We start from the raw sequence: 23,451 nt of genomic DNA, 5'->3' as shown, positions 1-23,451 counted from the left end.
ATGACCGATGGCCAACGACCTGACCTGCCCCAAATGCCGAGCCGCGATGCGCACCTACGAGCGCAACCGCGTCACCATCGAGCAGTGCACCGACTGCCGCGGCATCTTCCTCGACCGCGGCGAACTCGAGCAGTTGATGGACGCCGAAGCCGCCTACAACCAGGCCGCCCCACCCGCCGGCCCACCACCACCGGCGGGCTATGGATACGGCGGCGGCCACCACGGTTCCGGCCACCACGGGTCGGGCTACGGCGGCCACCAGAAGCGACGCAAGGGCTTCCTCGGCGAGCTCTTCGACTGACTCGCCTGATCGCGCGTCGCCAGACGGCGGACGCGCGGGCCGGCGGTGACGACAGCGATCCGTACTCCGCCGGCTGGGTTCGCTCGGGTCGCTCGCGTTAAAGGAGAGCAGCCTCATTGGTGCGACGACATACAGGGCAGCCCCTGCGCCCCAGGCCCACCACGCTGATTGGGCGAGACCTTCGACCTAAGATCAGGCACGTCGTCTGCCATGCGTTGAGGTCAACTCGCCCGTCACCAAGCAGGGCTCGCGGCTGGTGCGCTGGGCCGCGATCGAGTCGGTCAAGCGGATCTCGGTGCACAGCCACGTCGGGATCCTGCGCGAACGGGTCGCCGACCGCCGCGGACGCAACATCGGCTCGGTGGCCGCCGCCCGCAGACAGGTGGAGCTGGTGTTCTACGCGCTGCGCGACGGCCACGTCCGAGCCCTGGAACACGCGCCGAGGACGGTCGCATGAGACCGGCCCCGGCCGGATACCTGGCTGGCGCGAGTCGTGCAGGTCATGACCCCCACCCCGGTGGCGTGGTCGACCCTTCTGCTTGACCCCACCAGCCAGCGGCCCACACCGCGGACCCCATCATGCCGCCCGCCTGTCGCGGCGTAGGGATGACCGGCAGCCCGCCCGGGCCTGCCCACCCACCGGGAAACCGGACCTGATGAACGCCATGAGGCGCTCGAGTCGGGGCGTAGTCTGAAAGGACGTATGGAGTTGGAGGTGACAGGACATGGGCGGCGGCATGATGGCGCACATGGGTTCCATGGGGCTCTGGGCCTTGCTGTGGACGGCGGCCGTCGTGGCGGTTCTAGCCGTCCTGGCGATCGGGAGTGTGTGGTTGATCCGCCGGGAACCGCACGCCGGATCCGGGCCCGGCGAGTCGCGGACCGATCCGGTCCAGATCCTGAAGGGGCGCTACGCGGCGGGGGAGATCGATGAGGGCGAGTTCGAACGGCGGCTCGCGGTACTGAGCCGATAGCCACTCGTGCGTGCGCGGCGGACCGCGCCGCCAGGTGCGATGTTGAGGGAGTCTGAGTCCGTGACGGCGGGTGAGCAGTTGGGCCGGGCTCAGCGTGCGCAGTGGCAGTCCACCTACGAAGCGCACCCTGGCATGTACGGCCAGGAGCCCTCCGCACCGGCACGTCACGCCGCGAGCTTCTTTCGCGCGGCGGGGGCCGGGGTGGTACTGGAGATGGGCGCTGGGCACGGCCGTGACGCGCTGTACTTGGCTCGCGAGGGATTCACGGTCCAGGCCACTGACTTCAGCGCCGCGGGTTTGGGACAGCTCCAGGACCGGGCCCGCGAGCAGGGCCTGGCCGGGCAGATCACCACGAGGCTGCACGACGTCCGCGACCCGCTGCCTCTACCGGACAGCTGCGTCGATGCCGTCTTCGCGCACATGTTGCTGTGCATGGCCTTGTCCACCAGCGAGATTCACGCCTTGGTGGCCGAGGTCGGACGGGTCCTTCGCCCCGCTGGGGTGTTTGTCTACACCGTCCGCCACGTGGGTGACGCGCACTACGGGGCGGGCGCGGGCCACGGTGACCACATCTATGAACATGGCGGTTTCGCGGTGCACTTCTTCGACCGGGTGCTGGTCGACGACTTGGCGGACGGCTGGGTTCTGGACGAGGTCCACTCCTTTGAGGAGGGCGAGCTGCCGCGCCGGTTGTGGCGGGTCACCCAGACCCTGCCGCGGTGACGACCCGGGTCTGTGCGCGTATCAGCGACCGGTCATCGCCGGTTCTTCGGGCCGCAGCGAGGCCAGGTGGTGGGCGAGGCGATCGGCGTCGGCGCCGAGCCCGTAGAAGATCCCGGAGGTGCTGGTGGCCTGCCAGGGCAGGCCGATCGTGACCAGGCCCGGTACGCCGGTGAGGCCGCGGTGCTGCCGGATGGCGCCGCTCTCGTGCAGGACCGGCAGGTTGATCCAGCGGTGGTCAGGGCGGAAGCCGGTGGCCCACACGACGGCGTCCGGGCCCACGTGTTCGCCGTCGGCGCACGCTACGGCGTCGCCGGTCACGGCAAGCGCCCTCCCGACCAGTCGGATCCCCAGACGTCGCCGCAGGGCCGCGGGGGAGGGGCCGATGACCAGGTCGCCGGTGCGTTGCGCTCGGCGTCCCAGGGTGCTGTCGGGGCGCAGGCGCAGCAGGCCGAGCCGGTCCAGGTAGGTGAAGATGCTGCGGCCGGCGAGTGTGGTGGGAGCGACCGGGAGCCGCGCCCCGAGGCTGAGGGTCACCCGGCGGCCGGCTTCGGCAAGTTCCCGGGCGATCTGCAGGCCGCTGTTGCCGCCACCAACCACCAGGACCCTCGGGCCGGGTACCTGATCGGGGTTGCGGTAGGTGGCGGTGTGCAGCCGTGGCAGGTCGTCCGCCAGCAGGGAGTCCAGCGCCGGGACCCACGGGACCTGCTGGGCACCGGCGGCCAGCACCACCTGCCGCGCCCGCACCATCCCGTGCGTGGTGTCCACCCGGAACTCCGGACCGTCTTCTGCCCTGTCGACGCCGGTGACCCGGGTGCCCCACTGGACGGCCAGGGCGAAGCGGTCGACGTAGCCGGCAAGGTATTCCGCGACCTCGTCCTTGGTCGGCAGGTGATCCGGGTCGGCGGGAAACGGGGCATCCGGCAGCGCACTGAAGCGTGCCGGGGTGAACAACTGCAGCGAGTCCCACCGGTTGCGCCAAGCCGAGCCGGGCCCCGGTCCTGCGTCCAGGACCAGGGTCACGCGGCCACGCCGCTGCAACGCCCTGGCCGTGGCCAGTCCCGCTTGCCCGCCCCCGACGATGAGGGTGTGGACCTGCGGGCTTTCGGGTGCGCTCATCGTACGTCGCGCGGTAGCCGGTGCCGGTGACTGGCGCCCTCCACCTGGCCGCCGGCGTGCTCGGCGTGCGAGAGCGCCTCGGCCAGCAGTGGCTGGACGTGGGAGTCGGCGGCGGAGTAGTAGACGAAGGTGCCTTCCCGGCGGGTGCGGACCAGGTGTGCGAGCCGCAGCTTGGCCAGGTGCTGGCTGACCGCAGCCGGCGCGGCACCCACCAGATCTGCCAGGCAGGTGACCGAGGACTCACCTTGCATCAGCGCCCACAGGATCTTGATCCGGGTGGGGTCGGCCAGCATGCGGAAGCTCTCCGCGGCCACCTGCGCCTGCGCGTCATCGGGCACGGTCAGGTCCGGCAACTGGTCGTGCATACGGCTCATGCTACGTGGCTGCGTGCTTGCGTGACTATGCAGGTATGCTGGCGGGTGTGAGCGAGCCACCCGACCGCAACGCTGCCGCCCACCCGCGGCGCGGCAACGGGGACCAGTCGGCCCATGCGCACGCCCACCGGCACGGCCACGACCACCCAGGCGGCTGGCGAGGCGCGCTGCACGGCATACGGGAGCTGTTCGGGGGACACAGCCACGAGTCCACCGATCGGATCGACTCGGCCTTGGAGGCCTCCCAGCAGGGGATGCGCGCGCTGTGGATCTCGCTCGCGGTGCTGGGTGTCACAGCGGTGTTGCAGGCGGTGGTCGTCCTGGCCAGCCACAGCGTCGCGCTCTTGGGAGACACCTTGCACAACGCGGCCGACGCGCTGACCGCGCTGCCCCTCGCCGTGGCGTTCACCCTGGGGCGCCGGGTGGCCAACAGCCGGTACACCTACGGGTACGGCCGGGCCGAGGACTTGGCCGGACTGCTGATCGTGGTCATCATCGCGGCGTCGGCAGTGCTGACCGCCTACGAGGCGATTCGGCGGCTGGCCGACCCGCGGCCGGTCGGGCTGGTGTGGGCCGTCGCCCTCGCCGGCGTCATCGGGTTCGTCGGCAACGAGTGGGTGGCCCGCTACCGCATCCGGGTCGGTCGCCGGATCGGCTCGGCCGCGCTGGTCGCCGACGGGCTGCACGCCCGCACCGACGGGTTCACCTCCCTGGCCGTGGTGGTCGGAGCCGGCGGGGTCGCGCTGGGCTGGTCCTGGGCCGATCCTGCTGTCGGCTTGTTGATCACGGCCGCGATCGCCATGGTGCTCAAGGACGCCGCCCGACAGGTCTACTACCGGCTGATGGACGCCGTCGACCCGAACCTGCTGGAGGACGCGCGCCGTGCCCTGGAACAGGTGCCGGGCGTGCTCGCGGTCGGGCGACTGCGGATGCGCTGGGTCGGGCACGAGCTGCACGCCGACGTCGACCTCGCCCTGTCGGCGGACCTGTCCCTGACCCGGGCGCACGCGGCCAGCGTCAGGGCCGAGCAGCAACTGTGCGCGGCGGTCCCCCGCCTGACCGGGGTGGTCGTCCACGTCGATCCCGCCGGCCACATCGGCCGCCACCCACACCACGACGCTCCGATCGGTTGAGGGTGTCGCGGGGCGCCTGGCCTTGCTGCCCAGGATTCGTCAGTAGCCGACGCCGCGGCCATCTCACCCCCGCGGACGGCGCGGCCAGTAGCTTTCGTGGGCCCACGCCGGCCGTAGTCCCACGGATCCTGGGGGAGCGCGTCTACGCGCAGCAGCTGGTCGGTAGGTCCGAGCGGAACAGCCCCGCGGCCAGGCGCAACGCCTCACTCATCGTCAGGTAGGGCGTCCAGGTGTCGGCGAGGTCGTCGACGGTGAGCCCGAACCTGATCGCATAGGTGGCGGCCAGGATGACCTCGCCCGCGGCATCGAGCGCGGCGTGCACCCCGAGCACCCGGCGGGTGTCGGCGTCGATGACCAGCTTCAGCGCACCGCGGGTGTCCCGGTTGGCCAGTGCCCGGGGGATGTCCCGAGCATCCAGGACGCGGCAGGCGCAGCGATACCCGCGCCGGAGTGCCTGTTGCTCGGTCAGGCCGGCTCCGGCGACCTGCGGCGTGGTGAAGGTGACCGTGGGCAGGCCACCGTAGTCGACGGTGGTCGGCTCGCCGAGGGCGCCGCTGGCGGCGGCGTGACCCGTCCGGGCGGCGACATAGACGTGCTGAGGGGCGCCGGTGACGTCTCCGGCCGCAAATACTCGCGGGTTGGTGGTGCGCTGCTGGCTGTCCACGACCACGAACCCACGCTCGCCGGTGCTGACGCCGGCCGCCGCCAGGCCCAGGTCGGCAGTGTCGGCGTACCGTCCGGTCGCCACCAGCAGCCGCTGGCCGACGACCTGATCGCCGCTGGCGGTCCGGACCCCCACCTGACCGGTGGCGGTACCGGTGATGGCCACCCCGTGCTCCTCGACCACGGCGATGCCGTCGTCGGCGAAGGCCGAGCGCAACACCTGGGCGACCTCGGGCTCGGTGTGCGCGGCGAACGGTCCCACGACGCTGACCGCGACCCCGAGGTGGGCAAACAGCTGGGCTTGTTCCAGGCCGACGTACCCGCCGCCGAGCACCACCAGCGAGGCCGGCAGCTGCTGCTGTTCCATGGCACTCGTCGAGGTCAGGTAGTCCACCTGCTGGATGCCGGGCAGGTCCGGGATGTGCGGAGCGACACCGGTGGCCACCACGTAGGCGGGCGCCACCAGCGGCTCGCCATCGACCAGCAGGGTGTGCTCGTCGGCGAAGCGGGCATGGCCGTAACGGATCGGAAAGCCGTGGGCCTGGGCGACGTCGGCGTACTTGGTCTGCCGAAGCCGCTCGATCAGGTCCTGTTTTTGCGCGAGCAGGCCAGGCAGGTCCACCGCTCCCGCAGTGGTTGGCACCATCTCGAACGGGTTGCTCAGGGCCCGGTGTCGCTGCCCGGCCGCGGCGAGCAGGTTCTTGCTGGGCACGCACCCGACGTTCAAACAGGTGCCCCCCAGCGGTCCGTGTTCGACAAGCACGACGGACCGTCCGCGGGAGCGGGCCTCGATCCCGGCCGCCATGGCCGCCGCGCCGGTCCCGATGACCACCAGGTCGACGTTGTCCATCCCGTGCCTCCCATTCCGGTGCCTTCTGCGACGCACCCTAGGCCTTCCAGTGGGCTGGAAGGTCAAGGCGTAGGCTCCGGTGGTGCGCATCGGTGAGCTGGCCAGCAGGACCGGCCTGACCGCGAAGACCATCAGGTTCTACGAACACGCCGGGCTACTGCCCCCGCCGGAGCGAGAACCTTCGGGCTACCGCCGCTACGACCACACGGCCGTGGACCGGCTACGGTTCGTTCGGGCGGCCCAGGCGGCAGGCCTGTCGCTGGCCGAGGTCCGGCAGGTGATCGTCGTCCGCGAGGACACCGGACCGCCGTGCGAGCACGTCAGGAACCTGCTGCGCGCGCACGTGGTGGACCTGGACGGCCGCATCTCCGGACTCAGTGCCCTGCGCGAAGAGGTGCGCGGGTTGCTGGAGCGGGCCTCCCAGATGGACCCGGCCTCCTGCGAGGCCACGGCGGTCTGCCAGCTGATCCCACCCGGCGGAGACCTTCTCCCGTCACCGCGGGGGAGGTTGCCAACCCGAAGGGAGGTGCTCGCCGATGTCCGCAGCGGCGCGGCCGGGTGAGCCGATGACGATCGGGGTGCTGTCACGGCGCACCCGTATCTCGGTCAAGGCGTTGCGTGAGTACGAGGACGCCGGGTTGATCTACAGCCTTGGCCGAAGCCCCGGCAACTACCGCCTGTTCGGTGAGGAGGCCTTGTGGTGTGTGCAGGCCGTCACCGGTATGCGCAGCCTGGGCCTGACCCTGGCCGAGGTCACCGACATCACCCACGAGTACCTGCGCGACCCGTCCCTGCGGGCCGGCCCGCTGCTCGCCACGGCGTTGGGGGCTGTCAGGTCCCGGACCCAGGCACGCATCCTCGAGTTGCAGACATTGCTGGGGCGCGTCGCCGACTTCGAGCAGGAACACGCCGAGGTGCTCGCGGGCCGATCCACGTTCGACTTCCGCGACAATGACCCGCGCTTTCGCAGGCGGGCTTGACTCTCCCCCCAGGGGCAGACTCTAGCCTCGCCAGCGAGGTGAGATCGATGACCAACCAACCCTGCTGCACCCCCGGCACCGATGGCGCCGACCGCGCCATCGGGATCCGAGGGACCACGGCTCGGATCCTGCTCGGACTCGCGCTCGTCCTGGGCGTGCTGATCGGGCAAGCCGCCGGTTCCGGCCTCAGCGGGGCCGTCTGGGGCCTGGGGCTGGTGGTCCTGCCCGCCGCCACGACTCTGGCGCTGTGGGTGCGGTCCCGCCGGCACCCGCAACGCCTCGACCTGCTCGGTGTCCGCGGGTATGCCGTGAACGTGGCCCTCTTCTTGGCCTTCCTGCTGCCCCAGTTCGTCGTGCCCGGGCTGGGGGTCGTCTGGGATGCGGGCATGGTGTTCGTCGGCGCCTCCATGTTGCTGGCCGCCGCCCGCGGGTACCCCGGCTGCGAGGTCCTCGCGGTGGCCAACACGCTGCTGCGCCGCGAGGACCAGCTCGGTTGCATCGTGCTGTCATGCTTCGACCAGGCCGACGGCCGAGCCAGCCTCGAAACGGTGCAGCGCAGCTCAACTGCGGACGCGCGGGATGTACATGATCACCGCGACCCCGGCCAGACAGATCAGGGCTCCCAGGATGTCGTAGCGGTCCGGGCGGTAACCATCGGCGACCATGCCCCACACCAGGGAACCGGCCACGAAGATCCCTCCGTAGGCAGCCAGGATGCGCCCGAAGTGAGCGTCGGGCTGCCAGGTGGCCACGAAGCCGTAGGCGCCCAGGGCCGCGACGCCGCCCACGATCCACATCCATCCGCGATGCTCGCGCACGCCCTGCCAGACCAGCCAGGCGCCGCCGATCTCGAAGAAGGCAGCGACCACGAACAAGCCGATCGAACGCAATACGGTCACAGCCGGCAACACTAGTGGCCGCCGCGCCGCGAAATGAGCGCGCGACCGCCCAGGCCGATGGTGAACATCACCGCCCCGGCGACCACGGAGGCGGGCGGCAGGGTTGCCACCAGGAGGGCGCAGCCGGCCACGCCGAGCAGGTTCAACGCCCGTGGCCAGCGCCGGTCGGTGGCCGGTTGGGTGAACGCGGAGACGTTCGCGATGCCGTAGTAGATCAGCACCCCGAAGGAGGAGAATCCGATCACGCCGCGCAGGTCGGTGGTGAAGACCAGCGCGCACACGACCACCGCGAGAGCGACCTCGGCGTGGTGGGGTACCCGGTGACGGGGATGCACCGCCGACAGCCAGCGGGGCAGGTCCCGGTGGCGTGCCATGGCCAAGCTGGTGCGTCCGATCCCGGCGATCAGGGCCAGCAGCGCGCCCAACGCGGCCAGGGCGCCTCCGATGCGCACCACCGGCGTGACCGTGGCCGCACCGGCGGCGTCCACGGCTGTGGCCAGCGGCGCGGTCGCGGCGGCGAGCCGCTCGGGGCCGGCGGCCAGCAGCGCGGCGACCCCGACCAGCAGGTAGATGCCGATCACCAGGAACAGCGCGATCGGGATGGCCCGGGGGATGGTGCGCGCCGGGTCCCGGACCTCCTCACCGAGGGTCGCGATGCGCGCGTACCCGGCGAAGGCGAAGAACAGCAGCCCCGCGGACTGCAGCACTCCGTACACCCCTCCGACGCCGAGTGCGCTGATGCCACCCAGGTGAGCAGGGTCGGCCTGCCCGCCGACCGCGATGCCGACCACCACCACCGCCAGCGCGATCAACGTGGCGCCGACCAGCACGCGGGTCAGTGCCAGGGTCTTGGTGATGCCCCGGTAGTTCAGCGCGGTCAGCCCGACCACGCCGGCCGCGGCGACCAGACGCCTGGCCCACCACGGATCGGGTACGGCGTAGGAGGCGAAGGTCAGGGCCATGGCCGCCGAGGACGCGGTCTTGCCGACGACGAAGCCCCAGCCCGCGGTGAAGCCCCACCATGGCCCGAGCCGCTCGCGACCGTAGGTGTAGGTGCCGCCCGAGGTCGGGTAGACCGCCGCCAACTGGGCGGAGGCGACGGCGTTGCAGTAGGCGATCGCCGCCGCGATGCCCAACCCGATCAACAGGCCGGTGCCGGCCGCGGCCGCGGCCGGCCCGAATGCGGCGAACACCCCGGCCCCGATCATCGAACCCAAGCCGATGAAGACCGCGTCGCCGGTGCCCAGCCGCCGCGCCAGGGGCGGGGGCGGCGCCGTGCTCATCGAGTCTCCGGCCACTGGCCGACGTCTGGCCCGAGGACCTCCCGGGCCAGCTCTGCCAGCGCGCGCCGTTCCTGGGCCAGCACCGCGCGGCCCGTGTCGGTGATGGTGTACACCCGCCGGGCCCGACCGGCCACGACCACCTGCCGCGACGTCAGCAACCTGCGTTCCTGGAGGCGATGCAGCGTCGGGTACAGGGTGCCCGGACTGATCTGGTATCCGTGGTGGGCCAGCTCGTCGGCCATCCACGCGCCGTGGATCTCCCCCTCGGCGGCATGGTGCAGGATGTGCAAGCGCACCGCGCCGCGGATGAACTCACGCACGAGCCCCGTCGCCCCGGTCGAAGTCAAGAGCGAATTCCAGCAGGGCCGGCCGCTCGGTGCCGGTCAGGGCCGACGGCGCCAGCTGGACCATCACCTGGTAGACCCCGTGAGGGTCGAGAGCGACGTTGTTGCCGTAGTGCAGCCCGGCGGCCCCCTTGCTGGGGCGGGCGACCGGCAGCAGCGGAAGGCCGGTCAACACCGGGGCGCCGTCCCGCGTCACGTCGGCACGCACCCGCAGGTAGGGCACGGGATATCCGCTGCCGGTGTCGTGAATGTGCGCGTCCAGGTTGAACAGCCCGAGCGGGCGGTCCGCCGGATCCGGCTCCACCTCAACGTTTTCGACCACCTTGGTGACCCGCCCGGCGAACACCGCCCCGCCGCCAGCGTTCTCCGGCCGTTGCCACTCCTCGGCGGCGAACATCCGGGCGATCGGCCCAGCCGCCACATCCACCCGCAGCCGACCCACCTCTCGCACCGCGGGGTCACCCAGCACCTTCACCACGCCCACCACCATCCAGTAGTAACGCAATCAGATATCGAGGACCGATACTACTGCGCGTCGGTCAGCCCGTCCACCGGGCTTGTCGACTCTCGTGAGTGTTTGGCTGCCGCTGGACCAGTTGGAATGCCCCACCGGGAGCCCTTGGCGAGTTCAGTCGGTCGTCGAGATCGCGGCGGTGCATGAACCCAGACCAACGATCCTGTGCAAGGCTTGGTGTGTGGACAGTCGCGAGGTCAAGGTGTTCTTCGAGCAGGTGTCGACCGAGTGGGACGAGATGCGTTCCAGCTTCTACAACGCCGACATCATCGACGCGCTCGCCGACCGTGCCGGCGTGACCCGGCGCTCCTGGGCTGTGGACGTCGGGACGGGAACCGGCTTCGTCGCGGCCGGGCTCGCTGGAAAAGCAGCTTCGGTGATCGGGGTGGACAACTCGCCGGCGATGATGGCCGTTGCCCGGCAGAATTTGGACCGACTCGGCGTCGACAACGTCACCCTCGTCGCCGGGGAGGTCGACTCTTTGCCGCTGGAGGACGACAGCCTCGACGTCGCGGTCGCGAACATGGTTTTGCACCACGCCCCGGACCCCGCGGCCATGATTGCCGAGATGGTCCGGGTGGTCCGCCCGGGTGGGCGAATCGCGATCACCGATGAGGTCGCGCACGACTACGAATGGATGCGCGTCGAACAAGCCGACCTATGGCTTGGTTTCACCGCCGACCAGGTCGCCGGATACTTCGCTCAGTCCCGACTCGTCGAGTACGGGTACTCCTCCCTGGGCATGCAATGATGCATCGCCTCCAAGACCTCGGTCGGGGTCACCGCAACTATCGGCATCTTCGCGGCCTGGGCCACCAAGCCCCCGGCACGTGGTGCGCGGTAGGCACAAACCCGTTCGCACACCTGGGCATCTGGGGGCGGCGATCGGCCACGTGTCGCGACGCTCGTGGCGACGCGCCTCGCGGGCACCTTCGCTGATCACCGTGAACCCGGAACGTCGGGAGGGTGTCACCGTCGCGGACGTCGCCCAGCAGCGTGCCGGCGGCGGTAGTCTGAAGACAGAACGCGGTAGACGGAGGTGAACACATCGTGGGCGGCATGATGGGCGGCGGATTGATGGGCGCCATGGGGTTCTGGATGCTGTTGTGGGCCTTGGCGGGAGTCGCCGTGCTCGCTGCCCTGGCCGCTGGGATCGTGTGGCTGGTCCACCGCACTGCTACCGCCGGAATCGGTCGGGGCAGCGTCGACTCGGACGCGGTGCAGATCCTGAAGCGACGCTACGCAGCCGGTGAGATCGACGGCGGCGAGTACGCACGGCGGCTGACGGTCTTGAATCCATGGGAGTGACTGTGCCGGATTCTGCTTGAGCAGCGCGCCGACGCCACTGCGGCAAGCAAACCCCGGGCGGGCAAACTGATACAGCTTTGCGTGTATACAACATCGTATGTACTGTCGGGTCGTGGATATCGCGACGGACGCTTCGGTGCTGGCCCGGTTCGGCCACGCCCTGTCGGACGCGACCCGGGCGCGGTTGCTGCTGGCACTGCGTGAATCACCTGCCTACCCCAGCGATTTGGCGGATCTGCTGGGCGTGTCACGGCAGGGAGTGTCCAACCACCTGACGTGTCTGCGGGGCTGCGGGCTGGTCATCGCGGTTCCGGAGGGGCGGCGGATGCGGTACGAGTTGGCCGACCCCGGCCTCGGCCACGCTCTCGGTGACCTGTTGAGCGTGGTGCTGCTGGTGGATCCGACGTGCACTCCCGTGGACGTGTGCGATCGGGCGCTGGCGTGAGTCAGCTGCCGCTGTCAGGGTTGTCGGCCTCCGTGGAGCGGCGGGCGGTGCTGACCCGGCGGATCCGGCTGCTCGTCGGGGCGACGATCAGCTGGAATGTCGTTGAGGCGGTAGTGGCCATCGCCGCCGGCAGCGCGGCGTCCTCGACGGCGTTGATCGGGTTCGGGCTGGACTCGGTGATCGAGGTCTCCTCGGCTCTGGCCGTGGCATGGCAGTTCGCCGGGGACGATCCGCAGGCTCGCGAGCGGGTCGCCTTGAAGGTGATCGCGGGCTCCTTCTTCGCCCTGGCCGCCTACGTGACCGTCGAGTCGATCCGGTCCATGGCCGGTGGCGGGGCCGCGGAGCACTCCACGGTCGGGGTGGTGATCGCCGCGCTGAGTCTGGCGGTGATGCCTGTCCTGTCGTTCGTGCAGCGCCGCACCGGGGGTGAGCTCGGGTCGCGCTCGGCGGTGGCCGACTCCAAGCAGACCCTGCTGTGCACCTACCTGGCCGCGGTGCTGCTGGTTGGGCTGCTCCTCAACATGGCGTTGGGTTGGTCCTGGGCAGACCCCCTCGCGGCCCTGGTGATCGCCGGTCTGGCCGTCAATGAGGGGCGCCAGGCCCTGAAGGGGCAGGACTGCTGCGCCGATGGAGTCGGCCTGTTGCTGGCCGGCGGCACCACCGAGGGGGCGGCATGTGGTGGTGACGACGACTGTTGCGCCACGTCGGACAACGCCCCGCAGCGGGATGAGGCGGGCCGCGAGTGAGCTACCTTGGCGACGAGGCACCAGCGCGGCGACACCGCCGGGAACGTCGACCCATACCTGGGCCGGATCACCTTCGGGCGCCGCTGCACTCTGTGTGCGTGACGCCGCGGGAGCCGCGCACCTCGCCGTGCTGACGTTCTGCCCGGAAGAAGGGGAAACAGCAGTCCTACGCGAACAGGCACACGCACCGGGGATCCGGAACTGAGGAGGGTGGCGAGCGTCACGGTTGTGTGGGTTCGCCACCTGTCTGCTCGCGGGTGCTGGGGAGGGTGAGCTGCCGGCGGTGGTGCTCATAGTGCTGGGTGGGGTAGTGGTAGACCTCGCGCAACGTCATGTAGTGCTTGAAGTAGGGGTCCCAGCCGACCGGGAAGTACATGCCCTGGTTCAGGGCGGCGTCTGACTCGCCCCGAACCGCGGCCTGCAGGGCGCCGGCGACGTGGTCCATCAGCCGGATCATGCCGGGGTAGCCCAGTGCCCGCGGGCCACCGAGCGAGCCGGCGTAGTTGATGACGTGAAAGGGACGCGTGCCCGCGTTCAGGCCCGCGGCGTACCCTCTGGAGGCTGTGTCCGGCAGCCGGGAGAACCCGCGGACCACATGGCGCAGGTTCCGCACCAGCAGGTAGCCGAAGAGCATGTGGAACAGCAGCTGCCCGTTGTTCCACTTGGTGCCCTCGGTGGGCTGGCGCAGTTCGGCCACGGTGGCGGTGTCCAGCAGGGTCTGGAAGTCGCCTCGGACCCGGTCGAGTTCGGCAGCGATCTCGTCTGGCGTCACCGGGGGCCTCCGGATCGATGTTTCCGCGAGGTTCCACGGTACCGCCGCGGGCCTGCTTGTCGGCTGATGGCCGCCCGCTGCGGGAAAAAGCGGTGGCGCTGTTCGGTCCGTGGACCTGAGGCGGAACTCCCCTCCGCAGTGCGCGGTGAGCCCGCCATCCCGGATGCCGCAGCGCCGGCGGCGTCGGGAACGACCTGCCAGGCGGCGCACGTCGCGGCGGTCGCCGAGTACCTGGCCCAGCCGTTTCAACACATGACCGGGGCGTGCGGGCAGTCCCGGAACGAAACCATCGTCACGGGCATAGTCACCCCCATCAAGCCCTCCCCGCGCTCACCGATGACCGCTCGATGACGGGTCGGGCTGGTTCAGCTCGGCCAACAGCGCGGTGACCTTGGCGTCGATCTGGTCGCGGATGGGACGGACCCGTTCCAGAGGCAGCCCGGCGGGATCGGGCAGGTCCCAGTCGAGGTAGCGCTTACCCGGGTAGATGGGGCAGGCGTCGCCGCAGCCCATGGTGATCACCACGTCGCAGGCCACAACGTCCTCGGTGTTCAGCTTGGTGGGGACCTGGTCGGACAGGTCGATGCCGACCTCGGCCATGGCCGTTACCACGGCTGGGTTGATCTGGTCGGTGGGGGCGGAGCCGGCCGAGCGGACCGTGACCGCACCGCAGGCGTGCTGGGTCAGCAGGGCGGCGGCCATCTGGGAGCGGCCGGCGTTGTGCACGCAGACGAAGAGCACCTCGGGGACGGCTGCCTCGCGGTTGGTCATGCCGTGCTCTTCAGCGCGGTGTCGGCGTGGTTGCCTGGGTCGGTGGGCGCGGGGTAGAACCGTCGGCGGGCCCAGAGCGCGACGTAGACCAGGGCGACCAGGACGGGGACCTCGATGAGGGGGCCGACGACGCCGGCGAGGGCCTGGCCGGAGGTGACGCCGAAGACGCCGATGGCCACGGCGATGGCGAGTTCGAAGTTGTTGCCGGCGGCGGTGAACGCCAGCGTGGCAGTGCGTGGGTAGGGCAGGCCGAGGCCGCGCCCGAGGGCGAACCCGCCGGTCCACATGAGGGCGAAGTAGGCCAGCAGGGGCAGCGCGATCCGGGCGACGTCGCCGGGTTGCCGGGTGATGGTGTCGCCTTGCAGGGCGAACAGGACCACGATGGTGAACAGCAGCCCGACCAGGGCCCACGGCCCGATTCTGGGCAGGAACCTCTGTTCGTACCAGTCCCGTCCGCGGGCGCGTTCGCCCAGGACGCGGGTGAGGAACCCGGCGACCAGGGGGATGCCGAGGAAGATCGCCACGCTGGCCGCGATGGTGGTCATCGAGACGTGCAGGCCGGCGGTGTCCAGGCCGAGCCAGCCCGGCAGGACCTGCAGGTAGAACCAGCCCAGCGCGGCGAACGCGACGACCTGGAACAGCGAGTTCAGCGCGACCAGCACCGCGGCGGCCTCGCGGTCGCCGCGGGACAGGTCGTTCCAGATCAGCACCATCGCAATGCACCGCGCCAGGCCGACGATGATCAGCCCGGTGCGGTATGCCGGGTGGCCCGGTAGCAGCAGCCAGGCCAGGGTGAACATCAGCGCCGGGCCCACCAGCCAGTTCAGCAGCAGGGACGCGACCAGCAGGCGGGTGTCGCGGGTGACTCGATCGAGCTGGCCGTAGCGGACTTTGGCCAGGACGGGGTACATCATCACCAGCAGTCCGACGAAGATCGGCGCGGAGACGCCCGTGGTGACGTGCGCGGAGTCCAGCACCCCGGCGATACCGGGCACGAACCGGCCCAGCAGCAGTCCGAGGGCCATCGCGGCCAGGATCCACACCGGCAGGAACCGGTCCAGCCGGGAGAGCCGGGCGACGACCGGCGCGTCGAGGTCGCGGGCCGGCGCGTCGGTGACGGTGTCGCTCACGACGCGCCAACCGGGGTGGCTCCGGCGGCGGTCAGCAGGGTGGCCAGCGCCGCCAGCGCCTGCGGCCGGGTCCGGTAGTAGACCCAGGTGCCGCGCCGTTCCCGGTCGACCAGACCGGCCTCGTGCAGCACCTTCAGGTGGTGGGAGATCGTCGGCTGGGACAGCTCGAACGCCGGGGTCAGGTCGCACACGCACGCCTCGCCCTCGGCGTGCGAGGCGATCATCGACATCAGCCGCAATCGGACCGGGTCGGCCAGCGCCTTCAGCAGCGGCGCGACCGTCTCCGCCTCGGGGGCGGTCAGCGGCTGGCTGGTCAGTGGCGTGCAACACAGGCTCAGCGGTTCGGCGACGGGAAGCAACTTCGGCATACATCTATATTGACAAACGTTGATCCAAGGTGCAACATCGACCTGTCATATAGATATCCATCGATACAAGGAGTGGTCATTGTCCCGCATCCAGCTCGCGCTCAACGTCACCGACCTCGACGCCGCGATCGCCTTCTACAGCAAGCTGTTCGGGGTGGAGCCGGCCAAGCGGCGCCCCGGCTACGCGAACTTCGCGGTCGCCGAGCCGCCGCTGAAACTGGTGCTCATGGAAAACCCCGAGGGGGGCGGCACCCTGAACCACCTCGGCGTGGAGGTGGACTCCACGCAGCAGGTCGACGCCCAGCAGGCACGGCTGATGCAGGAGGGGTTCTTCGCCGACCAGGAGCGCGGCACCACCTGTTGCTACGCCACCCAGGACAAGTTCTGGGTCACCGGACCGGACGGGGAACGCTGGGAGCACTACACCGTGCTGGCCGACAGCGCCACCTTCGGCAGCCAGCCGTCCCCAGCAACGGAGAGCAAGCCCGAGAGCGAGTCCGCCTGCTGCGCCGGCTGAGGCGCGCCACGACGGTCACGACCAAGGAGCACGTCATGTACACCAATCCCTACCTGGCCCAGGCCTACATCGACCCGCGCATGGTCGAGCGCAGGAGAACGGCGCGACCACGCCGGCCACAGCGGACGCGGCGCCCAGAGCACGTCGGCCGGCTCACGCGGCTGGCGCACCCATTCTCCTGGCGAGTCGCCACCCAGCGCAGCAGCTCGACCTGCACGCCCTGCCCCACATGCTGAGCACGGCTGACCCGCCAAACAGGCAGGTCTGGGGCCGCGGCCCTCTCCGCCAGCGCAGTTCCGGGACACTGAGCGGTCGAACGTCCATGAGCGAAGGGAACGGGGCAGTTGGTCCACCCGCATTCGCCGCACACAGGGCCTCGCGACCGCGTCACTCTGCATCGGCGCCGTAGTCGGCGGGTTCGCTTCGGGCAAGGGCGCCGGATCGACACGCCATCGTCCCGCCGGGCTATCGCTCCGCGCTCACGGCTCGGACGGGTCTCGAAGGCGGTGAACGAAGGGTGACCGGCCTCCGGGGGCGCGCAGCGGGATGCCGTCGTCGATCATCGCGCGACGGACGGTGCTGGAGGGTTGTCCGGTGAGTAGCTCGATGTGGACCGTGGACAGGCCGCATTCGGTATAGAAGTCGACCAGGAGCGCCTTGGTGAGCTGGTGGGGCGTCGGGAAGCGCTGGGCCAGTGGGCCGGGCCCACGGACAATGGGCACGTGGTGTCGTGCCAGGGCGTCCTGCACGCTGGGGTCGGCGTAGAGGGCGTCGAGCAGGCAGATCGCCGAGTCTGGTGTCGCGTTGCCGCCGGCGCGCACGGGTATGCCGTCCTCGTGCAGTCCGGACAGGACGCGGGCGGGGCTGCTGGACAGATGTGAGCTCACATCGCGGGCCGGGAGCAGCTGTCGGGTGTAGAGGTCCTGTAGGTCTGGTTTGGCCGGCCGGGGTCAAGTCCTTCGGCGTGGTGTACGAAGGGGTGAATCCTTCGGTTGTGGTTAGGCGGTGAGTTCGCCGGCGATGGCGGGCTGGGTGGTCACCTCCTCGGCCTGGTCTGGGGTGGTGCGGGTGAGGACGGCGTGGGCCTTGGTGAGGGCTTCCAGGCCGAGGTAGCGGCGTTGTTCGGCCCATTCGTCGTGTTGCTCGGCCAGCACCGCGCCGACGAGCCGAATGACCGCGTCACGGTTGGGGAAGATGCCGACCACGTCAGTCCTGCGCCTGATCTCGCGGTTGAGGCGTTCGTTGGGGTTGTTGGACCAGATCTGGCGCCAGATCTCGCGCGGGAGCGCGGCGAACGCGAGGATGTCGGCTCGGGCGGACTCGAGGTGCTCGGCCACGGCGGGCAGCTTCTCGACCAACGCGTCGAGGACCCGGTCGAACTGGGCGTGCACGGCCTCGGCGTTGGGTTGGTCGTAGACGCTGTGCAGCAGCGCCTTGACCCACGGCCAGAACGTCTTGGGGGTGGTGTCGGACAGGTTCTTGGAGTAGTGGGTGCGGCACCGCTGCCAGGAGGCGTTCGGCAAGGTGGCGCCGATCGCGTCCACGAGGCCGGCGTGCGCGTCGGAGGTGACCATCGCCACTCCGGTCAGGCCGCGGGCGACCAGGTCCCGGAAAAACGTCAGCCAGCCGGCGCCGGACTCGGACGAACTGGCTTGGATGCCAAGGACTTCGCGGTGTCCGTCGGCGTTGACGCCGGTGGCGACCATGACCGCGACCTTGACCACCCGGCCGTCCTCACGGACCTTCATCATCAGCGCGTCGGCGGCCACGAACGGGTACGGCCCCTCGGTCAGCGGCCGGGTCCGGAACGCCGCGACCTGCTCGTCCAGGTCCTTGGCCATCACCGAGACCTGCGACTTGGACAGGCCGGTGATCCCCAGCGTCTGCACCAGCTTGTCCATCCGCCGGGTGGACACGCCGAGCAGGTAGCAGGTGGCCACCACGCTGGTCAGCGCCGCCTCGGCCCGCTTGCGCCGTTGCAGCAGCCACTCGGGGAAGAAGGTGCCCTCACGCAGCTTGGGGATCGCGACATCAAGGGTGCCGATCCGGGTGTCCAGGTCGCGGTGCCGGTACCCGTTGCGCCGGTTGGTCCGCTCGCTGGTGCGGCTGCCGTAATCGGCGCCGCAGACACTGTCGGCCTGGCCCGACAACAAGCCGTTGACGAACATCTGCAACAACTCGCGCATGAGGTCAGGACTCGCCTGCGCCAGCTGCTCGTGCAGAAACTCTTCAGGGTCGATACTGGGCGAAGCGGTCATCGTGGTGTGTTCCTTTCGAGTGGGATGTGGAAGTTCTCTCGAAGGATCCACCCGGTGGCCGCGCTCACGTCATGCGACACGCTCACCGGATCGGTCGTACACCAACTCTATGGACGCAACTCCGGCCGGTCGCGGTCCTCGCGATTGCTCCGGCCGCGGGTGCGTGGCTGGATTCCGCAGTCGCGCAGCCAGGTTCGCACTCGATGTTCGGGCACGCCCAGTTCTGCGGCGATGTGGGCACGGGTCAGCCGCCGGGTGAGGTACAGCTGCTCGAGAACTGCCTGGATGTCTGCTGGTGGTGTGGTGCGGGTGGTTGGGCGAGGCCGTCCTCGTCCTCGTGGTGCGATGCTGACGCCGGCGCGTCGGAGCGTGTCGGTGACGCGGACGCGCGGGAACCGGGTCTGAGCGGCGATCTGCCGGATGGACAGCCCTTGCTGGTAGGAGTCGATCATCGCGTGGCCGTTCGGATCACTGGCTTGGGATCCGGGCACAGGGCCGGTGGCTCGGCGATCGGTGCGGGTCCGTGGGCGAGGTGGTGACATGGAGTCTCACAGGGCGCCGAGGAGGTAGGCGACAAGGACGGTCAGGAAGACGTAGAGCAGGTAGAGGTTCACGTCGCCGGACTGGATCGGGCGGATGAGGTCGGCGATGGCCTCGACGAGCCGGACGATGGGCCGGTAGAGCCAGCGGTGGAACAGGGGGGTGACGTGGGTCTCGTAGTGCACGGGTCCGGTGCGCCCGGCGGGGTCGTCCGAGGCGCGGCTGATGGTCACGGATGGTTGGTAGAGAGTGTCGAAGGTGACCCGGACCGGCGCGGCGAACGTCATGGCGGAGTACTGCATTCGCGGTTTGAACTTGACGATGCCGCCGTCCCAGACAGGCGCTCGTCTGGTCGGGGGTGCATGCCGGCCGGTCAGGTAGACCAGGGCGGGCACGGTGAGGATGGCGATCAGGAACACGGCCAGGTAGGTGGGCGAGAACGCGGAGAAGTTCGTGTGTGCGGGCAGGATGGTCAGGCGCGTGGTCAGCACCTGGGGCAGCACGTCGGTGCCGGTGGTCGCAGCCAGGGCCCGAGCCAGGCCGGTGACCACCAGGGGAGCACCGACGCCGAGGAACACCCCGGCGATCGCCAGCAGCGCCGGTCCACAGATCGGCTGGCCGGTCTCGGTCGCGTCGGCGGCTGCCGCGGTGCGGGGCATGCCCAGGAACGGGATGCCGAAGGCGCGGACGAACGCGTTGATCGCGAGTCCGCCGGTCAGGCCGAGGCACGCGGCCGCGGTCACGATCAGGACCCCGACCAGATGGCTGGGGATGCGGAAGCCTTGGAACAGGCCTGAGAAGATGAGCCATTCGGAGACGAAGCCGCCCAGCGGCGGCAACGCGGAGATCCCGAGAGTGCCGATCAGGGTGATGGTCCCGGTGCGCGGCATCCGCCGGGCCAGGCCCCCGAGCCGGTCCATCTCGCGGGTGCCGGTGGCGTGCTCGATCACGCCGGCTTCCAGGAACAGCAACGTCTTGTAGGTGCCGTGGTTGGCGCAGTGGTAGAGCGCGGCCAGCAGGAGGAAGGTCCCGATGGTCGACTTGCCGTAGGACTGGAAGGTCATCGCGACGCCGACGCCGATGAGGATCACGCCGATGTTCTCGATGGTGGAGTAGGCCAGGAACCGTTTGAGCTCGCGTTCGGTGAGGGCGTAGAGGATGCCCAGGACGGCCGAGGCGGCGCCGAGGCCGGCGGTGAGCAGTCCCCACCAGGCCGGTCCGGTGCCGAGCAGCTCGAAGGCGAACAGGACGATGCCGTAGATGCCGAGCTTGACGATCATTCCGGACAGGAATGCCGAGCCGTCGGCCGGCGCGACGGGGTGGGCTTCGGGCAGCCACACGTGCAGTGGGACGACGCCGGCCTTGAAGCCGAACCCGACCAGGGCCAGGACGAAGACGGTGCCGCGCAGCCCCTCGGACAGGTGCGGGGCGCGCGCGGCGATGGTGGCCAGGTCCATGCTGCCGGTGTGCACGGCCAGCAGCACGAAGGCGGCGACGATGAGGGCGAATCCGGCTTCGGACAGGGCCAGGAACCAGAACCCGCCCTCTGGTACCCCGTCTCGGCGGTGGTGGCGCAGCACCACCAGGTAGGACAGCAGGGCCATGGACTCCCACGCGACCAGGAAGGTGGTCACGGTGCCGGCCACGAGCACGCCCAGCGAGGCGACCAGGGCGAGATTGTACACGGCCAGGTAGCTCGAGGTGCCGGGCCCGGCCCGGTGGTAGCGCGGGCCGTAGAGGCCGATGGCCAGCGCCACCAGCCCGAGCAGCGCGATGAAGATCGCCGCCAGTGGGATCGCCCGCAGTGTGACACCTCCGACGGTGCTGGACCCACCCCAGCCGGCTTCGCGTGGCCGTCCGGCAACCAGGAGGGCCACGCCGCCGACCAGGCAGGCCAGTCCGCCCACGCCGCTGGCCAGGCACCCCAACCGCAGCCCGACGGCGCCACGCACCGCGAGGGGGCATCCGGCGGCCGTGATCCACAGGGCTCCGGCCAGGCCCAGGGGGAGTAGCACGTTCATCGCGGGTCGCTCCCTTCGGGGGAGTCGTCGCTGACGAAGGTCAGGGCACCGGCCTTGTCGGAGAGTTTGCCGACGGCCACCAGGAGACCGTGCAGCAGCGCGAGCGGGCTTGGTGGGCAGCCCGGTACGTACACGTCGACAGGCAGTATGTCGTCGACCTGCCCGTGCGCGAAGGGGTCTCGGGGGTAGACCCCGCCCAGCGCGCAGGCGCCGACCGCGACGACCACCTTGGGGTCGGGCATGGCGGTCCAGGTCTTGGCGACCGCCTCGTCCATGACCCGCAGGGCCGGGCCGGTGACCAGCAGCAGGTCGGCGTGTCGGGGCGACGGGGTGAAGAACAGACCGAGGCGGTGCAGGTCGTAGTGCGGGGCGGACAGGAGCCGGATCTCCGACTCGCAGGCGGCACAGGACCCGGTGTCCAGGGTGCGGATGTGCAGGCTGCGGCCGAACAGGTGGCGGATCCGTGCGGCCAACTCGTCGGCGACCGGGCCCACGTCCTCGGGCGGGGAAGGAGTCATGCTCGGCCTCCACGGATCGGGATGGTCTTGACCAGGTCGGTCCGCTCGCGGGTCGCGAGCTCGACCTCGCCGCTGGGGCGGGCGGCCGGCCCGGCCGCGGCCAGGCAACGGCCGCACGCGGTGCAGGCGCCGACGTCATACCCCAGGAACCCCAGTCGGTGGCGCAGCGCGTGGCTGGGACAGATCTGGGTCAGCTGCTCGGCCAGCTCGTCGGTCAGCAGGTCGGTGCGAAACTCGGGCGGGCTGGGCAGGTCGGCGGCCCACGGGTCCAGGGGCGTGGCGGGGTAGCCGGTGGTGACCACTCCCCGGCGCAGACCTCGCAGAAACCACAGGGCCATCAGCGTGCCGTTCCGGCAGCGGTGAGCCAGAAGCTCGCCTCGATGATGGGGATATCGGTGAAGACGTTCTGGGACCGGCACGCGTCGTCGAAGCCACGCCAGTTGCGCACCGCCGCCGGCCGGATCCGGGCTCGCGAGATCAGCCCGTCCTGGTCCAGGTGTACGAAGGCGAGCGACTCCCCGCGCGGCGACTCGGCCCACCCCAACCCGACACCCGGTTCGGCCTGCCCGCTCGGCACGGGGACGGTCGTGGCCGCACACTCTGCCGCGGCCAGGTGGTGCAGGAGTTGGGTGGACTGTTCGATCTCGGCGCAGAACACTTCGTAGCGGGCGAGGACGTCGCCGGTGTGGCGCACGACCGGGTCGAGCGGCGGGCCGTCGTCGGGTGGCTGCGGGTGCTGGGCCCGGGTGTCCAGGTCGAGTCCGGTCGCCTTGGCGATGGGTCCCACCAGGCCGAGACGGTGGGCTTGTTGGGGGTCCAGCACGCCGGTGGACTCGAGCCGGTCCAGGAAGGAGTTGGTGCGCGACAGTGCCTCGGTGGTCTGCCGGAGGTCGTCGACGACCTCCGGCAGGCCCGTTCGCAGCGCGCGCAGGTCGGCCGCGCGGCGGGCGCCGCCGATGTCGATGACGCCGAACAGGTAGCGGTGGCCGAAGACGGCGGCGTTGAGCCGCAGCAGTTGCTCGAGGGCGACCTCGGTGTTGGCCTGGCCGACGGATAGGCCGGTGGACTGGCACAGTGCGGCGATCGCGGCGGCGTGGTTGTAGAGGCGCTCAAGCTCCAGGGCGATCGCGCGGGTCCGGGTCGCGGCGGCGGGCGGGGTCAGGTGCAGGGCGTGTTCGACCGCGGCGGCGAAGGCCCATCCTTGGGCGACGGCGGACAGGCCCTCGACGCGTTCGACCAGGAACAGGGCCTGCTGTGGGGTCATTCCCGTCATCCGCCACTCCAGGCCGCGGTGCTTGTGCCAGGTCAGAAGGTAGAGGTCGACGACCTCCTCGCCGCTGGTGACCAGCCCGTAGTAGAGGGATTCCGCGCCGGTGCTGCGGACCGGGCCGACCGGGAACTCGAACGCGTGCCCGGCGACGGTGTGCGGCGCGTGGGTCTCCCGAGGGGGAGCGGTGGGTGCTCGCCCCAGCCGTGGTACGTCGTGGTCGGTCTGTGGTGGGATCGCGACGCGGTTCATTGGTTTGTCTCCGGTGGGCCGCAACCCGAACTGTTCGTAGATCTCGCACTCCTCGAGGAAGGCCGCGGGGGCGATGTCGGACAGCGACGGGTACCGCGGGCCGGTCACCGGGGACTCGAGCATCAGGTAGGAGCCTTCGCCGTCCAGGGCCCACAGCAGGTGCAGCACCGTCCCGCCGTCGGCTCCGGCCGCGCCGAACAGGTCGGCCAGCCTGGAGGCGGGGACTGTCGCGAGGTGGTGGACGGCTTCCTCGAGGTCGCTGACATCGACCCGGATCCGGATCAGGCCCGCTTCGCGCGACAGCAGCCGCGCCGAGGCGACGGTGTCAACGAGGCGTTGCGCGGTGTCGGCGTTGACCGCGGGGACCACCGGCGTGCTCATGTC

The 23,451-nt window shown here is 70.4% G+C and carries 31 protein-coding genes; 13 read left to right on the top strand and 18 right to left on the bottom strand.

The window, feature by feature from the left end:
• Positions 1-7 precede the first annotated feature (7 nt).
• The 4 genes from FCN22_RS09355 (at position 8) to FCN22_RS09340 (ending at position 1,998) form a co-directional block, all read left to right on the top strand.
• Positions 8-301 carry a TFIIB-type zinc ribbon-containing protein gene (locus FCN22_RS09355; protein ID WP_137121283.1) on the top strand — a complete coding sequence of 98 codons (294 nt, stop codon included), beginning with the start codon at positions 8-10 and terminating at the stop codon, positions 299-301.
• A 256-nt stretch (positions 302-557) separates the two neighbouring features.
• Positions 558-758: a hypothetical protein gene (locus tag FCN22_RS09350; protein WP_137121282.1), complete on the top strand. Its 201-nt coding sequence runs from the start codon at positions 558-560 to the stop codon at positions 756-758.
• 268 nt (positions 759-1,026) lie between these two features.
• Positions 1,027-1,275, top strand: a complete 249-nt coding sequence (locus FCN22_RS09345) for an SHOCT domain-containing protein (RefSeq protein ID WP_137121281.1) — start codon at positions 1,027-1,029, stop codon at positions 1,273-1,275.
• Positions 1,276-1,335: 60 nt separating this feature from the next.
• The gene (locus FCN22_RS09340; RefSeq protein ID WP_202911495.1) at positions 1,336-1,998 is read left to right on the top strand and encodes a class I SAM-dependent methyltransferase; all 663 of its coding nucleotides are present in this window, start codon (positions 1,336-1,338) and stop codon (positions 1,996-1,998) included.
• A gap of 21 nt (positions 1,999-2,019) precedes the next feature.
• Here the strand turns inward: FCN22_RS09340 and FCN22_RS09335 are convergent, their stop codons facing one another.
• Both FCN22_RS09335 and FCN22_RS09330 read right to left on the bottom strand, forming a co-directional pair.
• A complete protein-coding gene (locus FCN22_RS09335) occupies positions 2,020-3,114 on the bottom strand; it encodes a flavin-containing monooxygenase (protein ID WP_137121279.1) in 1,095 nt (364 codons plus the stop codon).
• On the bottom strand, positions 3,111-3,479 hold the full coding sequence (locus FCN22_RS09330) for an ArsR/SmtB family transcription factor (RefSeq protein WP_137121278.1): 369 nt from the start codon (positions 3,477-3,479) through the stop codon (positions 3,111-3,113). The genes FCN22_RS09335 and FCN22_RS09330 overlap by 4 nt, the downstream gene beginning before the upstream one ends.
• A gap of 56 nt (positions 3,480-3,535) precedes the next feature.
• Here FCN22_RS09330 and FCN22_RS09325 point away from each other — a divergent pair, with 56 nt between their 5' ends.
• Positions 3,536-4,621, top strand: a complete 1,086-nt coding sequence (locus tag FCN22_RS09325; protein WP_238384631.1) for a cation diffusion facilitator family transporter — start codon at positions 3,536-3,538, stop codon at positions 4,619-4,621.
• Positions 4,622-4,763: 142 nt separating this feature from the next.
• Here FCN22_RS09325 and merA read toward each other — a convergent pair whose 3' ends face one another.
• Positions 4,764-6,134 carry a mercury(II) reductase gene (gene merA / locus FCN22_RS09320; RefSeq protein ID WP_137121276.1) on the bottom strand — a complete coding sequence of 457 codons (1,371 nt, stop codon included), beginning with the start codon at positions 6,132-6,134 and terminating at the stop codon, positions 4,764-4,766.
• A gap of 82 nt (positions 6,135-6,216) precedes the next feature.
• Between merA and FCN22_RS09315 the strand changes: the two genes are divergently transcribed.
• Together FCN22_RS09315 and FCN22_RS09310 are read left to right on the top strand one after the other, a co-directional pair.
• Positions 6,217-6,696, top strand: a complete 480-nt coding sequence (locus tag FCN22_RS09315) for a heavy metal-responsive transcriptional regulator (protein WP_137121275.1) — start codon at positions 6,217-6,219, stop codon at positions 6,694-6,696.
• Complete coding sequence (locus FCN22_RS09310) at positions 6,671-7,114, top strand: MerR family DNA-binding transcriptional regulator (protein WP_202911494.1); 444 nt, start codon at positions 6,671-6,673, stop codon at positions 7,112-7,114. The genes FCN22_RS09315 and FCN22_RS09310 overlap by 26 nt, the downstream gene beginning before the upstream one ends.
• Positions 7,115-7,674: 560 nt before the next feature.
• On the opposite strand, the gene FCN22_RS09305 is transcribed toward FCN22_RS09310, so the two are convergent.
• Genes FCN22_RS09305 through FCN22_RS09290 form a run of 4 tightly spaced genes read right to left on the bottom strand, consistent with a single transcriptional unit; the run spans position 7,675 to position 10,118 of the window.
• Positions 7,675-8,013 carry a YnfA family protein gene (locus tag FCN22_RS09305; protein ID WP_137121274.1) on the bottom strand — a complete coding sequence of 113 codons (339 nt, stop codon included), beginning with the start codon at positions 8,011-8,013 and terminating at the stop codon, positions 7,675-7,677.
• Positions 8,014-8,024: 11 nt separating this feature from the next.
• Positions 8,025-9,296, bottom strand: coding sequence for an APC family permease (locus FCN22_RS09300; RefSeq protein WP_137121273.1), 1,272 nt, complete (start codon positions 9,294-9,296; stop codon positions 8,025-8,027).
• Positions 9,293-9,616, bottom strand: coding sequence for an Rv3488 family transcriptional regulator (locus FCN22_RS09295; RefSeq protein ID WP_137121342.1), 324 nt, complete (start codon positions 9,614-9,616; stop codon positions 9,293-9,295). The genes FCN22_RS09300 and FCN22_RS09295 overlap by 4 nt, the downstream gene beginning before the upstream one ends.
• Positions 9,609-10,118 (bottom strand): iron transporter, encoded by a 510-nt coding sequence (locus tag FCN22_RS09290; RefSeq protein ID WP_162308174.1) that lies wholly within the window; start codon positions 10,116-10,118, stop codon positions 9,609-9,611. Before FCN22_RS09290 ends, FCN22_RS09295 begins: the two co-directional genes overlap by 8 nt.
• Before the next feature lie 79 nt (positions 10,119-10,197).
• Between FCN22_RS09290 and FCN22_RS09285 the strand changes: the two genes are divergently transcribed.
• The 4 genes from FCN22_RS09285 to FCN22_RS09270 all read left to right on the top strand — a co-directional run bounded on the left by FCN22_RS09285 (position 10,198) and on the right by FCN22_RS09270 (position 12,653).
• A complete protein-coding gene (locus FCN22_RS09285; protein ID WP_162308173.1) occupies positions 10,198-10,905 on the top strand; it encodes a class I SAM-dependent methyltransferase in 708 nt (235 codons plus the stop codon).
• Between the two features lie 299 nt (positions 10,906-11,204).
• Positions 11,205-11,462: an SHOCT domain-containing protein gene (locus FCN22_RS09280; RefSeq protein WP_202911493.1), complete on the top strand. Its 258-nt coding sequence runs from the start codon at positions 11,205-11,207 to the stop codon at positions 11,460-11,462.
• Between the two features lie 112 nt (positions 11,463-11,574).
• Entirely contained in the window at positions 11,575-11,907 is a 333-nt protein-coding gene (locus FCN22_RS09275) for an ArsR/SmtB family transcription factor (RefSeq protein ID WP_137121269.1), read from the top strand.
• Positions 11,904-12,653, top strand: coding sequence for a cation efflux transmembrane domain-containing protein (locus tag FCN22_RS09270; RefSeq protein WP_137121268.1), 750 nt, complete (start codon positions 11,904-11,906; stop codon positions 12,651-12,653). The genes FCN22_RS09275 and FCN22_RS09270 overlap by 4 nt, the downstream gene beginning before the upstream one ends.
• A 220-nt stretch (positions 12,654-12,873) precedes the next feature.
• On the opposite strand, the gene FCN22_RS09265 is transcribed toward FCN22_RS09270, so the two are convergent.
• The 4 genes from FCN22_RS09265 to FCN22_RS09250 form a co-directional block, all read right to left on the bottom strand.
• Entirely contained in the window at positions 12,874-13,425 is a 552-nt protein-coding gene (locus FCN22_RS09265; RefSeq protein WP_137121267.1) for a DinB family protein, read from the bottom strand.
• A gap of 330 nt (positions 13,426-13,755) precedes the next feature.
• Complete coding sequence (locus FCN22_RS09260; RefSeq protein ID WP_137121266.1) at positions 13,756-14,196, bottom strand: arsenate reductase ArsC; 441 nt, start codon at positions 14,194-14,196, stop codon at positions 13,756-13,758.
• Positions 14,193-15,326 (bottom strand): ACR3 family arsenite efflux transporter, encoded by a 1,134-nt coding sequence (gene arsB, locus FCN22_RS09255; RefSeq protein ID WP_137121265.1) that lies wholly within the window; start codon positions 15,324-15,326, stop codon positions 14,193-14,195. The genes FCN22_RS09260 and arsB overlap by 4 nt, the downstream gene beginning before the upstream one ends.
• Positions 15,323-15,694: an ArsR/SmtB family transcription factor gene (locus FCN22_RS09250; protein WP_137121264.1), complete on the bottom strand. Its 372-nt coding sequence runs from the start codon at positions 15,692-15,694 to the stop codon at positions 15,323-15,325. The genes arsB and FCN22_RS09250 overlap by 4 nt, the downstream gene beginning before the upstream one ends.
• A 79-nt stretch (positions 15,695-15,773) precedes the next feature.
• On the opposite strand from FCN22_RS09250, the gene FCN22_RS09245 reads away from it, so the two are divergent.
• Together FCN22_RS09245 and FCN22_RS09240 are read left to right on the top strand one after the other, a co-directional pair.
• Complete coding sequence (locus tag FCN22_RS09245) at positions 15,774-16,211, top strand: ArsI/CadI family heavy metal resistance metalloenzyme (protein WP_137121263.1); 438 nt, start codon at positions 15,774-15,776, stop codon at positions 16,209-16,211.
• Between the two features lie 35 nt (positions 16,212-16,246).
• Entirely contained in the window at positions 16,247-16,447 is a 201-nt protein-coding gene (locus tag FCN22_RS09240; protein WP_137121262.1) for a hypothetical protein, read from the top strand.
• Positions 16,448-16,690: 243 nt separating this feature from the next.
• On the opposite strand, the gene FCN22_RS09235 is transcribed toward FCN22_RS09240, so the two are convergent.
• The 7 genes from FCN22_RS09235 to FCN22_RS09205 form a co-directional block, all read right to left on the bottom strand.
• Complete coding sequence (locus tag FCN22_RS09235; protein ID WP_137121261.1) at positions 16,691-17,098, bottom strand: hypothetical protein; 408 nt, start codon at positions 17,096-17,098, stop codon at positions 16,691-16,693.
• A gap of 111 nt (positions 17,099-17,209) precedes the next feature.
• Positions 17,210-18,469: an IS256 family transposase gene (locus FCN22_RS09230; RefSeq protein ID WP_137121260.1), complete on the bottom strand. Its 1,260-nt coding sequence runs from the start codon at positions 18,467-18,469 to the stop codon at positions 17,210-17,212.
• Between the two features lie 107 nt (positions 18,470-18,576).
• On the bottom strand, positions 18,577-18,921 hold the full coding sequence (locus FCN22_RS09225) for a hypothetical protein (RefSeq protein WP_137121259.1): 345 nt from the start codon (positions 18,919-18,921) through the stop codon (positions 18,577-18,579).
• Positions 18,922-19,017: 96 nt separating this feature from the next.
• Positions 19,018-21,030, bottom strand: a complete 2,013-nt coding sequence (locus tag FCN22_RS09220; protein ID WP_137121258.1) for a proton-conducting transporter transmembrane domain-containing protein — start codon at positions 21,028-21,030, stop codon at positions 19,018-19,020.
• Complete coding sequence (locus FCN22_RS09215) at positions 21,027-21,548, bottom strand: NADH-quinone oxidoreductase subunit B family protein (protein WP_137121257.1); 522 nt, start codon at positions 21,546-21,548, stop codon at positions 21,027-21,029. The genes FCN22_RS09220 and FCN22_RS09215 overlap by 4 nt, the downstream gene beginning before the upstream one ends.
• Positions 21,545-21,886, bottom strand: a complete 342-nt coding sequence (locus FCN22_RS09210; RefSeq protein ID WP_137121256.1) for a hypothetical protein — start codon at positions 21,884-21,886, stop codon at positions 21,545-21,547. The genes FCN22_RS09215 and FCN22_RS09210 overlap by 4 nt, the downstream gene beginning before the upstream one ends.
• Positions 21,886-23,448 (bottom strand): hydrogenase large subunit, encoded by a 1,563-nt coding sequence (locus tag FCN22_RS09205; protein ID WP_137121255.1) that lies wholly within the window; start codon positions 23,446-23,448, stop codon positions 21,886-21,888. The genes FCN22_RS09210 and FCN22_RS09205 overlap by 1 nt, the downstream gene beginning before the upstream one ends.
• Between the last annotated feature and the right edge of the window lie 3 nt (positions 23,449-23,451).

It is taken from the genome of Segeticoccus rhizosphaerae (assembly GCF_005222685.1).
Classification (GTDB): Bacteria; Actinomycetota; Actinomycetes; order Actinomycetales; family Dermatophilaceae; genus Segeticoccus; species Segeticoccus rhizosphaerae.
Note: the sequence above shows the minus strand (reverse complement) of the source record. Positions and strands in the feature narration are given on the sequence as shown.

What these genes read in the sequence shown, in the direction of transcription:
- FCN22_RS09355 (WP_137121283.1), top strand. Translation starts at nt 8, where the DNA reads ATGGCCAACGACCTGACCTGCCCCAAATGCCGAGCCGCGATGCGCACC.
- FCN22_RS09345 (WP_137121281.1), top strand. Translation starts at nt 1,027, where the DNA reads ATGGGCGGCGGCATGATGGCGCACATGGGTTCCATGGGGCTCTGGGCC.
- FCN22_RS09335 (WP_137121279.1), bottom strand. Translation starts at nt 3,114, where the DNA reads ATGAGCGCACCCGAAAGCCCGCAGGTCCACACCCTCATCGTCGGGGGC.
- FCN22_RS09330 (WP_137121278.1), bottom strand. Translation starts at nt 3,479, where the DNA reads ATGCACGACCAGTTGCCGGACCTGACCGTGCCCGATGACGCGCAGGCG.
- merA (WP_137121276.1), bottom strand. Translation starts at nt 6,134, where the DNA reads ATGGACAACGTCGACCTGGTGGTCATCGGGACCGGCGCGGCGGCCATG.
- FCN22_RS09310 (WP_202911494.1), top strand. Translation starts at nt 6,671, where the DNA reads ATGTCCGCAGCGGCGCGGCCGGGTGAGCCGATGACGATCGGGGTGCTG.
- FCN22_RS09300 (WP_137121273.1), bottom strand. Translation starts at nt 9,296, where the DNA reads ATGAGCACGGCGCCGCCCCCGCCCCTGGCGCGGCGGCTGGGCACCGGC.
- FCN22_RS09260 (WP_137121266.1), bottom strand. Translation starts at nt 14,196, where the DNA reads ATGACCAACCGCGAGGCAGCCGTCCCCGAGGTGCTCTTCGTCTGCGTG.
- FCN22_RS09250 (WP_137121264.1), bottom strand. Translation starts at nt 15,694, where the DNA reads ATGCCGAAGTTGCTTCCCGTCGCCGAACCGCTGAGCCTGTGTTGCACG.
- FCN22_RS09240 (WP_137121262.1), top strand. Translation starts at nt 16,247, where the DNA reads ATGTACACCAATCCCTACCTGGCCCAGGCCTACATCGACCCGCGCATG.
- FCN22_RS09230 (WP_137121260.1), bottom strand. Translation starts at nt 18,469, where the DNA reads ATGACCGCTTCGCCCAGTATCGACCCTGAAGAGTTTCTGCACGAGCAG.
- FCN22_RS09225 (WP_137121259.1), bottom strand. Translation starts at nt 18,921, where the DNA reads ATGATCGACTCCTACCAGCAAGGGCTGTCCATCCGGCAGATCGCCGCT.
- FCN22_RS09220 (WP_137121258.1), bottom strand. Translation starts at nt 21,030, where the DNA reads ATGAACGTGCTACTCCCCCTGGGCCTGGCCGGAGCCCTGTGGATCACG.
- FCN22_RS09215 (WP_137121257.1), bottom strand. Translation starts at nt 21,548, where the DNA reads ATGACTCCTTCCCCGCCCGAGGACGTGGGCCCGGTCGCCGACGAGTTG.
- FCN22_RS09210 (WP_137121256.1), bottom strand. Translation starts at nt 21,886, where the DNA reads ATGGCCCTGTGGTTTCTGCGAGGTCTGCGCCGGGGAGTGGTCACCACC.
- FCN22_RS09205 (WP_137121255.1), bottom strand. Translation starts at nt 23,448, where the DNA reads ATGAGCACGCCGGTGGTCCCCGCGGTCAACGCCGACACCGCGCAACGC.